Here is a 14520-nt window from a genome sequence, read left to right on the forward strand (position 1 = left end):
AAATGGCTGAAATGAACATCGACACAGTCGGTAAATTCTACGGCGCCTATGAGGCGCTGAAACAGGTCTCCGTCGAGATCGAGGACGGGGAGTTCGTCATCCTCGTCGGACCGTCCGGTTGCGGAAAGTCGACGCTCCTGCGCATGATCGCCGGGCTGGAAGACATATCCTCTGGGGAGATCCGGATCGCCGATCGGGTTGTCAACGATCTCGCACCCAAGGATCGTGATATCGCGATGGTGTTTCAGAACTATGCGCTCTATCCGCATATGACGGTTGCGGAAAACATGTCCTTTGCGCTTAAGATGAAGCGTGTTCCCAAGGCTGAAATCGATGCCAAGGTCCGGCAGGCCGCGGATATTCTTGGCCTTGGCGCGCTTCTTGAACGCCGGCCGCGCGAATTGTCGGGCGGACAACGGCAGCGCGTGGCGATGGGCCGCGCGATCGTGCGCGATCCGCAGGTCTTTCTCTTCGACGAACCGCTTTCCAACCTTGACGCCAAGCTGCGCGTTCAGGTGCGCGCCGAGATCAAGGAGCTTCATCAGCGAATGAAAACGACGATCATCTACGTCACCCACGATCAGATCGAGGCGATGACCATGGCCGACAAGATCGTGGTGATGAAGGATGGCCGAATTGAACAGGTCGGCGCGCCACTGGAGCTCTATGACCATCCGGCCAATATGTTCGTTGCCGGCTTTCTCGGTTCGCCATCCATGAACTTCATCCGCGGCACGGTCACGGACACCGGATTTCGCATCTCGGGCGATCACGAGCTTCCTCTTGCGGATAAACGCGAAGCTGCCGTCTACGGGATACGGCCTGAAAACATCGCCCTTGATCCCAACGGATTGCCTGCCGAAGTCGTCGTCGTCGAGCCCACCGGCTCCGAAACCCAGGTCATCTTTCGCCTCGGCGACGAGCAGATTGTCGGCATTTTCCGCGAGCGGATCGAAGCCCGACCGGGGGATGTGCTGAAGTTGTTGCCCGATGCCACTAAGGTCCACTTATTCGACCGCGACGGCATAAGAGCTCTCTAAGGCGAGCCATGATGACGGTTCCAGCGGCGGCTCTTTCCGATCAGCCGCCTCTACAAACGAACCTCATCAACGAGTGACTGAATATCAAGGCCTTCGAGCATGTCGTTTTCGGTCGCGAAATCGCGCCCATAAAGCGAAGAGAGCAGTCGAAGTCCCGCCTCGTGCAGGATTGCTTCGCGTCCCGTGGCACGGCGGAGAGCTACAAGAGCGACCAGGCCGAAAGGGGCGTCCTCAAGAACGTAGCGGCTGTCTGTCATTCGGCGTAGCGCCGAAACCCCACACGTTTTAGATATTTCAGAGACTTATCGTGCCGATCGGCTTCGAACCCCTATGCCGATTTACACTCTAGTCCAACCCGTGGCAGGTCACCTGCCACTTGTCTATGTCGGTAAATCCTTGCTCAACCGCTTCAGGACGTGGGTACAAGCCTCAACGTCTTGATCTCGAAAGCCGAAAACGCGAGTTGCACCTGATCGCCCTGCGGTTCCAGCGCCACGATCGGCTCTTCGAGAAGATCAGTTTCGGCAACGGCTGAGAGGCCCGGAGCGATTTTGAGCCGCGCCAGCTGGCGCGCGCCAAGACGCTCCCACAGCCGCACGATCAGTCCATTGCCGTCTTCGGCGCGCTTGACCGCCTCGACAGCGATCGCCGGATTGTCGATAACGAGCGGTGGTGACAGCGTATGCGCTGCCTTAGCGCCCTCGCCTTCGAGGGCCACGAGCGGATGATTGAAACGCTCGGCCATCGCCGAAACTGAGGACGTATCTAGCCCCGCATGCGGCGCGATGGCATAGCGGAAGCGATGCTCGCCCTGATCGGCCTCCGGCCAGGGATAGGTGGGCGAGCGCAACAATGTGAGGCGCACCGTGGTGTCGCGCGCGTCATAGCCATATTTGCAATCGTTGAGGAAGGCGACGCCGAAGCCAGGCTCGGACATCGAAACCCAGCGATGCATCGGGCTTTCGAACCGCGCTTCATCCCAGCTCGTGTTGACGTGCGAAGGTCGGCTGACGTGGCCGAACTGGATTTCGGCCTCGGTTGACGATGCATGGACGGCAAGCGGGAACGCCGCCTTCACCATGGTATTGTGTTCGCGCCAGTCGATGAAGGTGTCGAACTCCAGCAGATGACCCTCGGTTTCCAGCGAGACGACCTGCACGACGCGCGAAGCCTCATAGACCCATTCGAACCGGATCGCCGCCCGCCATGGACCGGTTTCAACGACTTCGGCGCTCACCAGGTGGTCGATCTCGAAGACCTGATCCTCGAATGTCCGGTCGATATCCCAGGCATCGAAGGCCTCGGGCAGATCGCGGAAGGCCTGGAGGCGGTTGCCGGTGTGCTTTAGGCATTCGCGTTCCGCCTTCTTGTCGTAGAGCGAGACAAGACGGCCTGCTTCATCGAAGTGCGCACGAATGTGATCGTTTTCCAGCCGGTCGGCGCGCACGGTGAGTGCCGAAGGTGCTTGCGGCAATGCGGCCTCCTCCGACACCGCAAGGCGGACGGCGCCAAGGCCCGGCACATCGGCGATTGGAACCGCCTGCCGGTGTGAGCCATCGGGGAGAATAAGGGTCTGCGAGGCGCGACCGGCAATTGCAACGGCTGCGTCCCTGTCGAAATGCACCAGCCCGGCCGTCGCTTGCGCGAAGGGATTGACCACCAGCACTTCTCCCGCGCCGGCAAGACCCTCGACGATGCTCCGCCGCAGCACTTCCGCGCGCGCGAAAAAGGTCGCGTAATCCTTGTCGCTGTCGTCATAGACGAGGCCGATGGAGGAGCCGGGCAGAATATCGTGGAACTGGTTCAGCAGCGCGATATCCCAGAGCGCGGCAAGTTCTTCGGCCGGGTAAGCCTGTCCGGCATCGAGCCAGGCAAGGCTTGCGAGTAATTCGAGTTCACGCAGTATCGCCTCGGCACGGCGATTGTTGCGCTTCACCTTGGCGACCGAAGTGAAAGTGCCGCGGTGGAACTCCAGATAGAGTTCGCCGACCCAGACCTGATAGGCGGAGGGGTTTTCGTGCATGCGCGAGACGATCCGCTCCAGCGCCGGTCCCATGAAACCCTGCGATACGCGCGGGCAGCCCGGAATGCCACGTTCCATCCGCCGGATATGCTCCAGCATCTCGCGCGTCGGTCCGCCGCCGCCATCGCCGAAACCGTAGACGAGAAACAGTTCGTCATTGGTTTCCTTCTTTGCATAACGCCGCCATGTGCCCATCACGTCGCTGGCCCTCAGATCCGGGCAGTACGAGGTCTCGATCGTGGTGGCGTCTGCGGGTTGGGTGGTGAGGAAATAGGTCGGCGCCCGTGTGCCGTCGATCCCCTGCCAGAAGAAGGTTTCGCTCGGCATCCGGTTGGTGTCGCTCCACGACATCTTGTGGGTGACGAACACCGAAAGCCCTGCAAGCTTCATGATCTGAGGAAACGCCGCGCTGTAACCGAACGTATCGGGAAGCCACAACACACGCGGCCGCACGCCGAATTTCTGCCGATGGTAGCGGACGCCGCGCAGGACGTGGCGCACCAGCGATTCCCCGCCCGTGATGTTGGCATCCGGTTCCAGCCAGAGCGCGCCCTCGATCTCGAACGCGCCGGCGTGATGCTGGTCCCTGATTTTTCCGAACAGCACAGGATAATCCTGCTCGAGATAGTCGAGCAGAACACCCTGATTATACATGAAGCGGTATTCAGGATATTCCGACATCAGATGAAGCGCGGTCGCCATCGAGCGCGCCATCTTCTGCCGGGTTTCGCGAACGCGCCAAAGCCAGGCGACATCGATATGGGTGTGGCCCGTGACGGTTATGTGCGGCGCAAGCTCGGTATCGACGGCTTCGTAAATGCGGGCCGCGATAGCGCGGGCGCGTCTGAGGCTTTCGCGGAACCGTCTCTCGTTTCCGGGACGGTAGTCGACGGCCTTGATGGCCTCGCGGACCGTTTTCAGGATGAAGTCGCGTCTATGGTCATTGACGTCGAGATGTTTCGCCACCTCGAGCGGCGTTCTGAGATCGTAATAGAGCGCCTCGGCCTCGATGTCATGGATGAGAAGCCGCGCGCCGAAACCGAGCTGGCGGCGGTCCTCGATTGTGCCCGCCTCGATCATGATCTCGAAGGTCTCGCCGGCGCGGGCCGCCTTCGTCAGCAGGATCTCGCGGTGGTTATAGTCCGCGCCCTGCACGATCTCGCCATTGATCCGCACCAGACATTGCGGGTCGGAACGCCCCATCACCTGACCGAACATTGCCTCTATGCCGAGATAGAGCCTTTTACCCTCAAGCTCCGAGGGAACGGAAACGCTGCCGTGGAACCAGAAATAGCTTTGCGGCTCGCCCCAGACCGTGTCGGCGTCAACCTGCGCCCAGTCCGTTTCCGGCCCCGCGAGCATCGCGACCCGGTCTGCCGGCGGCGCCTGTTTGAAGACGAAGTCGACAGTGGTGTCCGTCGCCACGAAAATGCGATCGCGCAGTATCTCCACGAAATGCATGAGTTTGGAGAATTCTTTCATCGCGACCTCTCGCATCCGGTCCGACCACAGGGATGACTCCACCAATCCAAATCAAAACCGTTTCTATATAATTGTTTTATATCTATAAATCAGCTCGTACCGGAACGTTCGGCTATGCCCAGATAGATCGGATTGGACAATGCACGGCGGAAAGGCTGCGCGGCGATCGCCGCCTCGTCGACACCGCCCGGCCACGGTTTCTCGCCGACAGCTTGCCTGAAGGCCTCCATCAGATCCGGCCTGCTTTTGTCCGCTATGATTTCCGCGCGCACGAAGCCGTTGGCGGAACCGCTATAGCCGCCCCGCCATTCATCGGCGGCAATCTCCTGTCGCGCAATCTCGCCTGTGGCGTCATACCAGACGAGGCAATCACCCTTTGCGCCGCGGACAATGGCCTCGGCGTCGAATGAGCGCTGCAGCACCGCGCCGCCCATCGGCGTGTCGCCGATCGTGATTTCCAGATGCGGCCCGGTCGGGCTTTCGGTGACATAGCCCCTCCCCGCCTTCATGGCTTTGAGGATATTGTCTTCGCAAAGCCCATCCATCCAGAGCACCGTGGTCGGGCGGGCAAGCACCAGCGGCCCTTCCGGCAGAAGCCGTTCCGGCTGATGATAGTCGCTGCCGCCGATCGCCGAGATACGCAGCCCGGATGCCAGCCGTTCCTGCCAGCGCGAAAGCGAGATCCAGTTCCACAGCGGCCATGCCGATTGCCAGACTTCCATGAGCTCGATTTCCGGCAGCGGATAGTCCCAAGGGATCGTCGGCTTGTCGTGGTTGATCGACAGCAGACCGCCGCGCCGATGCACGACCTCTGCCATCCTGTGGGCATCCTCCGGCGTCTCCATCCGGAAATCGATCCAGTTGTCGACGCCGAAGACATTGGCGTGTCCGATCGCCGTGGTGACCTCCATCGCCCGAACAAACACGAGGTCCGGCGAACTCTCGCGATGGAAGTAGCGCCGCTGGGTGATGGTGTTGTGATCGGCGACGGCAAGAAAATCGAGACCGGCCTGGCGCGCTGCGGCGTGAAGCACCTCCGGCGCGCCGCGCGCATCGGAGTGAAACGTATGGCAATGCAGGTCGCCGCGATACCAGCCTGCTCCCTCGCGCACGGGGAAGCTTCGCGCGGGCTGCGGCGCAAGCGAACGTTCGGCATTGTCGAGGCTGACCGTGATCCTGATGTCCGCGCCTGCTACGGGTAGCTTGTAGAGACCGAGCATGACCTGCCACCGCCCTGGCGGGATTTCGCCGTGGATATAGCCGGGCGTTGCGTCATCGGTGGCGATGAAGAAACGGTCGCGCGCGCCGCCGCTCCAGCCGCGAAAACCTTGATCGGCCGGAAACGGCGCGATCCGAGGATCGACGCAGCCGAGATCGATGACGCAGTCCTCGGCCTTTGGATAGTCGAGCGTCACATCGATCCGCGTGGTGCCATCCGGCACGTCAAACGGCACATAGGCATAGGGCGAGCGCGCCTGGTCGGCGGGCATCAGCTTCAGCGCGATGTCCTGCATGTCACGCCGTTTCATCGTCATGCTTCAGCCGGTAGCCTTCGGCGTCGAACAGCGTGATGTGCTCGGCCTTCATGTTGAGCGTCACGGTCTTGCCCAGCATGATCTCGTCATCGGTGAAGATGCGGGCGGTGAAACGCGCCGCGTCGTCACGTTCGAGCGTCACGAGCTTTTCCGGGCCCATATTCTCATTGGCAAACAGTTCGCCGGTAATCGTGTTAGGTCCGGTGTCGCCGATGGCCAGATGCTCGGGTCGAACCCCAAGCGTCAGGCGATTGCCGCTCTTCAGCGCCTCGGCGAAGGAGGCGTGAACGGCAAGCGGTTCGATGGCGATCCCATCGGCGCTGAGATGCAGCTTTCCGTCGTCAATCATCGCCTCCACCGGCAAAAGGTTCATCGGCGGATTGCCAACGAAATTGGCGACGAAGGTGTTGGCCGGGCGACGATAGATCTCGATCGGCGGCGCATATTGCACGATCTGTCCCCGGTCCATCACCGCAACGCGGGTCGCAAGCGCCATGGCTTCGGCCTGGTCGTGCGTCACATAGACCGCCGTCATGCCGAGATCGTGCTGGAGATGGTTCAGGAAGCCGCGCGCCTCGAGCCGCAGCTTGGCGTCGAGGTTGGAAAGCGGTTCGTCGAACAGATAGACCCGGCTTGGATAGACGAGCGCGCGGGCAAGCGATGTGCGCTGCTGCTGGCCGCCGGAAATCTGGCTTGGCAGGCGCTTCATCAGATCGCCAATCTTCAGCACGTCCGCCACTTCCTTCGCCCGGGCATGGCGCTTGTCGACGGCCTCGCCCCGCACCTTCAGCGGATAGGCGATATTGTCCTCGAGGTTCATATGCGGATAGAGCGCATAGTCCTGGAACACCATCGATATCTGCCGGTCCTTGGGGTGGAGATAGGTGACGTCTCTGCCATCGATCAGCACCTGGCCGGAGGTCGGAAACTCCAGACCCGCCATCATCCGGAGGCTGGTGGTCTTGCCGCAGCCGGAGGGCCCGAGCAGGCAGACGAATTCACCATCGCCGATTTCGATATTGAGGTCCGAGGCGGCCGTGAAGGCGCCGAACTTCTTGGTTACGTTCTTGAATTCAACCGATGCCATGTAACTTTGGTCCGTTTAGGCCTTGATCCCGCCGAAGAACCGGAAGCCGAATTTCCAGCTGACGAACAGGTAAAGGGCGATGACAGGAAGCGAGTAGATCAGCGCATAGGCTGCAAGCAATGTGACGACAGGGGTGCCCGCTTCCGAATAGAAGGAATAGATCGCGACGGATGCCGGCATCAGATCCTCGGAGCGGAGCAGGATGAAGGGGATCAGGAAGCTGCCCCAGATATTGACGAAGGCCCAGACGACCACGACCACGATGCCGGGCCGGATGACCGGAAGGGCGACATCGAAAAAGGCCTGCACCGGCGATGCGCCTGCCACCATCGCGCTTTCCTCGTAGGAACGCGGGATGCCGTCGATGAAGTCGCGCAGGATGAACATCCCCGTCGGCAGCAGCCCGCCTGCGAAAACGAGGATCACGGCGAGATGGCTGTCGATCAGGCCCATCGCGGAGATGATCAGGAAGATCGGCACCATGGCGGCTGAACCCGATACCACCGAGGAAAACAGCAACAGCACATAGGTGACCGCGCCCTTGCCGGGCATTGCCGAACGGGAGAGTGCATAGGCCGCAAGCGTCGCCGCCCCGCCGACCAGCACCACGCCGCCGACGCTCTGAATAAGCGAATTGAGGAGCGCGCGGATGGCGAAACTGTTTTCGAACACCGCCGCGAAATTCTGGAGCGTGAACGGGTCGGGAGTGGCCAATCCCAGCTCGGCGCGGGCGTTGAACGGCGCAAACAGGAACCAGATCAGCGGCAGCGCGAAGACAGCGCCGAGAATGGCCGCGAATGCCGAAAAGCCGATGCGGGAGACATACTGGCGGAAACCGAGCTTCATTGCGCTTCTCCCGCAGCCTTCTTGCGTGCAACGCGCAGATAGATCAGCGCGAAGGCAAGGTTGATGAACATGATGACCACGCCGACAGCGGCACCCTTGCCGAATTCGAAATCGCGGAAGGCGATGCGGTAGGTGTAGATCGACAGAACCTCGGTCCGGTAGGACGGGCCGCCCTTCGTAAGCAGGTAGGGCGTGAACACGTTGAAGGTCCACATCGTGATCAGGATCAGGTCGGTGACCACATGGCCGCGTACCAGCGGCAGCGCGATATCGCGGAACTTCTGCCATGATGACGCGCCGGCAACGTCGGCGGCCTGAAAATAGCTCGGAGGGATCGACGAGAAGGCCGAGTTGAACAGCATCATCGAGAAGGCGGCGCCGCGCCATGTATTGAAGAACACGATCACCCAGAACGGATAGTCGAGCAGCCAGTCGCCGCGCGGCAGGCCAAGGCTCGTCAGGATCTCGTTCATCGTGCCGTTGTCATAGTCGAGAAAGGCAAACCACGCGAAGCCGATCACAACTTCCGGCAGGATCCACGCGCCGATGACTGCCGTCTCCGTCAGGCTCTTTACCGGTTTCGGAACCGCCTGCATCAGCCACGCCAGCAGCAGGCCAAGCACGGCCTGACCGATGATGGCGGAAAACAGCACGAACTGGATCGTCAGGATCAGCGAGAAGCCGAACTGGCCGCGGGTGAAGAAGTTCGAGGGATCGAACAGCGCGATATAGTTATCGAGGCCCACGAATTCCGGATTGACTGCCGTCTTGCCGAGCAGCGTTCGGTTCGTGAACGAAACGAAGATGATCCAGAAGAACGGCGCGATCACGAAGGCGCCGACAAGCGCCGCCGCGGGCGCCATGAACAGCGATCCCGTCCTGTTGGATAGAAGCGTGAATTTTTTCAATTTTTGGCTCCGCGCGGGAATGCGGATGCCGCATGGTGAGGCCCATGCGGCATCCCCGGAAGGCTTACTGAAGGCTTACGGTGTTTTCGGCGCCGACAATTTCGGTCACCGCGGCCTTGTACTGCTCCATCGCTTCCTCGGGCGACATTTCGCCGGAAACGACGGCCTCGGTCATGCGCTGAACCTCGGCGGAGACCTTGTTGTAATCGGCATCGTTCGGACGGGCCGTCGTCAGGGGCAGAAGCTCCTGCGAGGTTTCCGACAGGAACGGAGAGTCCGGAATGCCGACGTCATCGCGCAGGCGAATGCGGGCCTGGTAGGTCTGGAAGGCTTCAAGCTGTTCCTTGCTGTTCATATAGGCGAGCAGGTCCCACGCTTCCTCGGGCGCATCCGTGTTCGGATTGAGCACGAAGCCCGTACCGCCCGAAATCGTCACGAAATCCTGGCCGCTGAAACCGGCGCCCGGTTCACGGGCCGGCATCTTCTTCCAGGTCATCAGATTGTCGCGATCCTTCAGTTCGAATTCCGAGCCGGGGGCCGTGACGGCACGATAGAACCAGTCGCCCTCCACCAGCATGGCGGTCTTGCCATCGCGGAAATTGGCGAAGGTACGGTTACGGCCATCGCCCAGAAGCTGGGCGCGGCGATCGCCGAGCTCCTCATCGAGGTAGACGGTCTTGTAGAAATTCAGCGTGTCGAGGATGCCGGGGCTGGAAACGATCCACTTGCCATTTTCATCCTTGAGTCCGGAATCGGCGCCGAGCACGAGCATGTAATAGCCCTGCATCGTGGTCGCCTCGCCCATCGAAACGCCGGCATTGATCTGTAGCGGCGAGGAATCCGGCACGGCTTCCTTGATCTTGCGCGCGGCGTCCAGCAGATCGTCCCAGGAGGTCGGCTGCCAGCTATCGGCATCGATGCCGGCCTGTTCGAACAGGTCCTTGCGGATAAAGATCATGCGCACATCAGTGCCGAGCGCGATCCCGTAGACCTTGCCGTCGAACGACATCAGCTGCTTGGAGCCATCCGAGATGTGATCCCAGCCTTCCCACTCATTGACGGCCGGGCCTGCAAGTTCGTCAAGCGGCTTCAAAAGGCCGGCTTCCACGAAGCTCGGAATAAGAAAGCCATCGAAACCGTTGACATCGGCGCCGGCGCCGGTCGAGAAATCGAGCGCCTGCTGCTGCGTGAGCTGCTCGTCCTGTCCGGCAAATTCCTTCAGCGTGACGGTGACGTCCTCGCCGCTTTCCGACTTCATCTTCTCGAAGCCGGGAATGACGCTCTGCTTGATCCACTCGGCCATCTGGCTGTTGGCGCCGCCTTCAACGCAGCGGCATGTAATGCTGAGATCGGTCGCAAACGCCGGTGCGGCCATGGCACTGGCGCCGGCAAGGGCGATCATTAAGGTTCTCAAACGTCCGACCATCACGAAACTCCTCCCTGTCTGGATGTCGCCGACTTTCCGGCGCACGTTACGAACTGCACGGATACCTCCACGCACCGCCGCATCAAGAATGAACACGTTTTCATTTTTCCGTCAACATGACTCATCGAAATTCATCTCCCCTTCCGTGGTTGGCTGACACAAGAATCTCTGTTACCACTGATTTAATGGGGGTTTTATGACAATCGCAGCGAAGCCGAGCTTGACTTCTCGCTAAGGTCCGGGGATAAATTCCTCATATATTTTTGCAAACGCTTTCATATTTGCGAGGCATTGTTTTGTCGGATCGACCGATCAGAAACGGGGAAAGAGCAACGGCCAACATGGTGGCCGAGGCGGCGAATGTCTCGCGCGCGGCGGTGTCCCGCGCCTTCAACCCGAATGCCTCGCTGAAACCCGAAAAGCGCCAGCGTATTCTCAAGATCGCGCAGGAGCTGAACTACACGCCCGACATGGCGGCCCGCGCGCTGGTGACGCGCCGCTCTCATCTTGTGGGCGTTATCGTGCCGGCGGTGTGCAGCCCGTGGGAGAGCCAGGAAATCGATGCGCTGACCACGGCATTGCAGGACAAGGGATTTGCCACCCTGCTGTTCAAGACGCGTGCCGACCGGGCCATGGATACCCGGCTGCTCACCTATATGAAGGGTTTCAACCTCGACTCGATCGTTGCCTTTGCCGAAAACGTCAGGCCCGATACGCTGGCGCGCTATCTCGACCGGGCGGTCCCGATCTATCTCAGCTATCCGCGCGAGGATGGTGAACTGCCGCCCCCGTTTCGCGAAAGCAAGGCCCATTTCGACCGTGTCGAGGTCTTGCAGCGCGACGGCATAGAAAAGGCCGTGGCGCTCGTGCAGGGCTATGGCGGAAAGCGGTTCGCCTATCTCGCCGGCGACACCAATACGCTGGCCAATGCCGAGCGCAGCCAGACCTTTGTCGAAATTCTGCAGTCGAGAGGGCTTTGCGAGCCCGTCATCATCCCCGGCGACTTCACCTACGAAACCGCCTTTGCGGCCACGATCGACCTGTTCCGCTACGGCAGCGACGTCGATGCCATTTTCGCCGCCAACGACGTCAGCGCTTTTGGCGCGATCGATGCGTTGCGGCACGAACTGGGCCTGCGGGTGCCCGAGGACGTCAAGGTTGTCGGTTTCGACGATATCGACCAGTCGGCCTGGCGCAGCTACAATCTCACGACCGTCAAGGTCGACCTTTCCGAGCGCGTCGCGACGATCATACGCCTGATCCTGCGGCGGCTGGACGACCCGGCAGCGCCCGCCATGTCCGAGACCATTCGCACGCGCCTCGTGGTGCGCGGCACTGTCGGCTGAAAAGCCCCTCCCCAAAGTTCAGAAAAGCCCGCCGATGCGCCAGCCGACCATTCACCTTGTCTTCAAGACCCACCTCGATATCGGTTTCACCGACCACGCCGAAAGGGTTCGCCGCCAGTACCACGAGGTCTTCATCCCCCAGGCGCTGACGACGGCGGAGCATTTCTACCGCGAAGACCCGGAGCGCCCGGCGTTTGTCTGGACCACCGGGGCCTGGCTGATCTGGGATCACCTAACGACCCGTTCGGCTGCCGAAGTCGAGCGGCTGGAACGTGCCGTCAGGAACGGCCTCATCCGCTGGCACGCCCTGCCCTTCACGACCCATTCCGAGTTGATGTCGCCGGCGCTGTTTCGCGCTGGCCTCTCCTATTCGCAAATGCTCGACGCCCGTTTCGGGTTCCAGACCCATGCTGCCAAAATGACCGATGTGCCGGGCCACACGCTTGGCATCGTGCCGCTGATGGCGGCGGCCGGCATTCGCTTTTTCCACATCGGCGTCAACACCGCCTCCCCTGTCCCTTCCTTTCCGCCGCTTTCGCGCTGGCGCGCGCCGGATGGATCGGAGCTTGTGGTTATGTACGAGGATTCCTATGGCGGGGTTCAGTTCCCCGACGGTCTGTCGGATGGGCTGGGCTTTGCCCACACGCACGACAATATCGGGCCGCAGACGGTGTCGCAGACGACCGAGGTCTATCGCGCGCTCCGCCACGACCATCCCGACGCCGATATCCGCGCCGCGACGCTGGAGACCTATGGCGCAATCCTGTGGGAGCGCAGGGAAACGCTGCCCGTGGTTGACATGGAGCCAGGCGACAGCTGGATCCACGGCGCCGGCGCCGACCCGATGAAGATGGCCCGGTTCCGCAGCCTTCAACGTCTCTACGACGCCTTCGAGATGGAAGGCCTGACGGAGACACGCGCCGCATTCGGACGCGATCTTGCGATGCTGGCCGAACACACCTGCGGCGTCGACATCAAGACCTATCTGCGCGACGACCTTGCCTGGGACCGCCCCGCCTTTGAGGCGGCACGCAAGGCTGATTACCGTTTCGTCTATAGCGAAGCCTCATGGGCGGAACAGCGCGGCTATATCGACAAGGCCGTTGAAAACCTTGCCGGCGAAGACCGGACACGCGCCGACGACGCGCTTGCCGATGCAGCCCCGCCGCAGCTCAGATCGACGCAATCACTGACGCAGGCAACCACGTTTACGGTCGCCGGCTGGTCGGGTGAGCTCGACCCTCAGACCGGTGATATCATCCGCCTTACCGCGCCTGACGGCCGGATACTGTCTGATGACGCCCGGATCGGCTACCGCCACGAAAGCTACGACGCAGACGACGTCGCGGCGCATATGGACACCTACCTAACGCATCGGGCTGAGTGGGCGATCCTCGATCACGACAAGCCGGGCCTCTCAAACGCGAGAACAGCGCGCGCGGCCGACTTCGCGCCCCAGTATCTTGGGTTGGAAAATGTCGGCGACCGGGTCGTCATCCATCACGAAATGCCGCTCGAAGCGCACCGCCACCTTGGCGCGCCGAAAACCACCGAACTGCATGTCTGGGGCGACGGTCAGTCGCTTCACCTGTCGCTCGTTCTGCGCGAAAAACCCGCCAATCGCATGCCGGAAGCCGGTTTTCTCGCTTTCGCACTCGGCGGCTTCGGCCAATGGTCGTACCTCAAAACCGGGTTGTGGCACGAAGCTGGGCGCACAGCGGAAAATGGCGGCGGCCAACTCCAGGCGATATTCGCGGCCCGCAGCCGACACACCAACGGCACGGAGGTCGAGCTGACGCCGCTCGACGCCGCCCTCGTCGCGCCGATAGGCCAGCCATTCATGCCCTATTCGAAGCAACCCTCAAGCTTCGACCGCGGCATCCGCTTCAACCTCTACAACAACAAATGGGGCACCAATTTCCCGATGTGGTGGGAAGGCGACATGCACGCCCGGTTTCAGCTGTCGGTCAAACCATCCAGGTGAAACAACGAGGCGTACCTGATCCCGATGATCGTATCATCGGCGACGAGAAGCTGGAAAGCCTTGCCTTCGACAGTCCAGGCTATGAGGTGGCGAAGAACGCCGTTCTGCCCGGCCATCGAGGTCTGTCTGGAGCCCCTCCTCTCAAGCTCTGTTTCCCCGCCGCGCGAGTGCGCGCGTCTATGCGCCGGCGTAGCGCCAAGGCCCTGTCTCGCGGCAGGGCGTACTTTCTCGATCTTCGCAAAGTCGGCTTTGGTGAAACCTCGAAGACATTTTCAATGTGGTGCATCGAATTGAAGGAAACCGTAAGGTGCCGCGGCTATACCAGTCGTTTCGTTCGCCAGGGATTGAGCGTTGGTTTATACGTTCCGGGGGGCAACCGCGTGAGTGATTCCCGGTCTCCTCCCCTTCTCGGGAACCGCACTCAAGGCGGCAGAGCCGATAGATGTGTATGGCTTCGCACAGCGCAACAGAGCCGCTTCGCATTCACCGCCTTCCAGTTGCTCTGACTTGCCGCGATCATGACTTTGTGGGTTTGCGATTGAACCGCGCAATTGCCAGCCGTAAAGAATCGGATTATTTCTTTAGAAAATAGTGAGTTACCCGAATTCTGTCTTTCGTTTCCGGTTCATCTGGCAAGAGGAAATAGAGATGGTCCGGCCCGTCTCGGAAGGGGGCGTCTTGAATGACATCCCCTTGATAGCTGGCCCCACGACGCGTTAACCTCTCGTTAACTAAAAATGCCTTGCACGCTCAACGAATCGGTCCATACTAATAACGCTTTTTCACCGTTCTCCGTATAAAAAGCGTTCTTAGAGAATTAACCGAGTCGATGGCAGTGATTCC

General features: G+C 60.9%; 10 protein-coding genes. 3 read left to right on the forward strand and 7 right to left on the reverse strand.

What is annotated here, in order from left to right; all coding sequences use genetic code 11:
* The first annotated feature begins 2 nt into the window (after positions 1–2).
* Positions 3–1040: an ABC transporter ATP-binding protein gene (locus Mame_RS26415; RefSeq protein ID WP_018067150.1), complete on the forward strand. Its 1038-nt coding sequence runs from the start codon at positions 3–5 to the stop codon at positions 1038–1040.
* A 50-nt stretch (positions 1041–1090) separates the two neighbouring features.
* On the opposite strand, the gene Mame_RS26420 is transcribed toward Mame_RS26415, so the two are convergent.
* The 7 genes from Mame_RS26420 to Mame_RS26450 form a co-directional block, all read right to left on the reverse strand.
* The gene (locus tag Mame_RS26420) at positions 1091–1297 is read right to left on the reverse strand and encodes a hypothetical protein (RefSeq protein ID WP_018067149.1); all 207 of its coding nucleotides are present in this window, start codon (positions 1295–1297) and stop codon (positions 1091–1093) included.
* Between the two features lie 152 nt (positions 1298–1449).
* Positions 1450–4545: an alpha-mannosidase gene (locus tag Mame_RS26425; protein WP_018067148.1), complete on the reverse strand. Its 3096-nt coding sequence runs from the start codon at positions 4543–4545 to the stop codon at positions 1450–1452.
* 89 nt (positions 4546–4634) lie between these two features.
* Positions 4635–6074 carry a CehA/McbA family metallohydrolase gene (locus tag Mame_RS26430; RefSeq protein ID WP_235726871.1) on the reverse strand — a complete coding sequence of 480 codons (1440 nt, stop codon included), beginning with the start codon at positions 6072–6074 and terminating at the stop codon, positions 4635–4637.
* Entirely contained in the window at positions 6061–7167 is a 1107-nt protein-coding gene (locus Mame_RS26435; RefSeq protein ID WP_018067146.1) for an ABC transporter ATP-binding protein, read from the reverse strand. Before Mame_RS26435 ends, Mame_RS26430 begins: the two co-directional genes overlap by 14 nt.
* Before the next feature lie 15 nt (positions 7168–7182).
* Positions 7183–8013, reverse strand: a complete 831-nt coding sequence (locus Mame_RS26440) for a carbohydrate ABC transporter permease (protein ID WP_018067145.1) — start codon at positions 8011–8013, stop codon at positions 7183–7185.
* The gene (locus Mame_RS26445) at positions 8010–8921 is read right to left on the reverse strand and encodes a carbohydrate ABC transporter permease (protein ID WP_018067144.1); all 912 of its coding nucleotides are present in this window, start codon (positions 8919–8921) and stop codon (positions 8010–8012) included. Before Mame_RS26445 ends, Mame_RS26440 begins: the two co-directional genes overlap by 4 nt.
* 64 nt (positions 8922–8985) lie before the next feature.
* On the reverse strand, positions 8986–10323 hold the full coding sequence (locus Mame_RS26450; protein WP_018067143.1) for an extracellular solute-binding protein: 1338 nt from the start codon (positions 10321–10323) through the stop codon (positions 8986–8988).
* A gap of 365 nt (positions 10324–10688) precedes the next feature.
* Here Mame_RS26450 and Mame_RS26455 point away from each other — a divergent pair, with 365 nt between their 5' ends.
* Both Mame_RS26455 and Mame_RS26460 read left to right on the forward strand, forming a co-directional pair.
* Positions 10689–11693, forward strand: a complete 1005-nt coding sequence (locus tag Mame_RS26455; protein ID WP_018067142.1) for a LacI family DNA-binding transcriptional regulator — start codon at positions 10689–10691, stop codon at positions 11691–11693.
* A 34-nt stretch (positions 11694–11727) separates the two neighbouring features.
* Positions 11728–13677 carry a DUF5054 domain-containing protein gene (locus tag Mame_RS26460; RefSeq protein ID WP_018067141.1) on the forward strand — a complete coding sequence of 650 codons (1950 nt, stop codon included), beginning with the start codon at positions 11728–11730 and terminating at the stop codon, positions 13675–13677.
* Positions 13678–14520: the final 843 nt, after the last annotated feature.

The organism is Martelella mediterranea DSM 17316 (assembly GCF_002043005.1).
Lineage (GTDB): Bacteria > Pseudomonadota > Alphaproteobacteria > Rhizobiales > Rhizobiaceae > Martelella > Martelella mediterranea.

Coding starts and splice junctions, on each gene's coding strand:
- Mame_RS26420 (WP_018067149.1), bottom strand. CDS start 1,297: ATGACAGACAGCCGCTACGTTCTTGAGGACGCCCCTTTCGGCCTGGTC.
- Mame_RS26455 (WP_018067142.1), top strand. CDS start 10,689: ATGGTGGCCGAGGCGGCGAATGTCTCGCGCGCGGCGGTGTCCCGCGCC.
- Mame_RS26460 (WP_018067141.1), top strand. CDS start 11,728: ATGCGCCAGCCGACCATTCACCTTGTCTTCAAGACCCACCTCGATATC.
- Mame_RS26435 (WP_018067146.1), bottom strand. CDS start 7,167: ATGGCATCGGTTGAATTCAAGAACGTAACCAAGAAGTTCGGCGCCTTC.
- Mame_RS26425 (WP_018067148.1), bottom strand. CDS start 4,545: ATGAAAGAATTCTCCAAACTCATGCATTTCGTGGAGATACTGCGCGAT.
- Mame_RS26430 (WP_235726871.1), bottom strand. CDS start 6,074: ATGAAACGGCGTGACATGCAGGACATCGCGCTGAAGCTGATGCCCGCC.
- Mame_RS26415 (WP_018067150.1), top strand. CDS start 3: ATGGCTGAAATGAACATCGACACAGTCGGTAAATTCTACGGCGCCTAT.
- Mame_RS26450 (WP_018067143.1), bottom strand. CDS start 10,323: ATGATCGCCCTTGCCGGCGCCAGTGCCATGGCCGCACCGGCGTTTGCG.
- Mame_RS26440 (WP_018067145.1), bottom strand. CDS start 8,013: ATGAAGCTCGGTTTCCGCCAGTATGTCTCCCGCATCGGCTTTTCGGCA.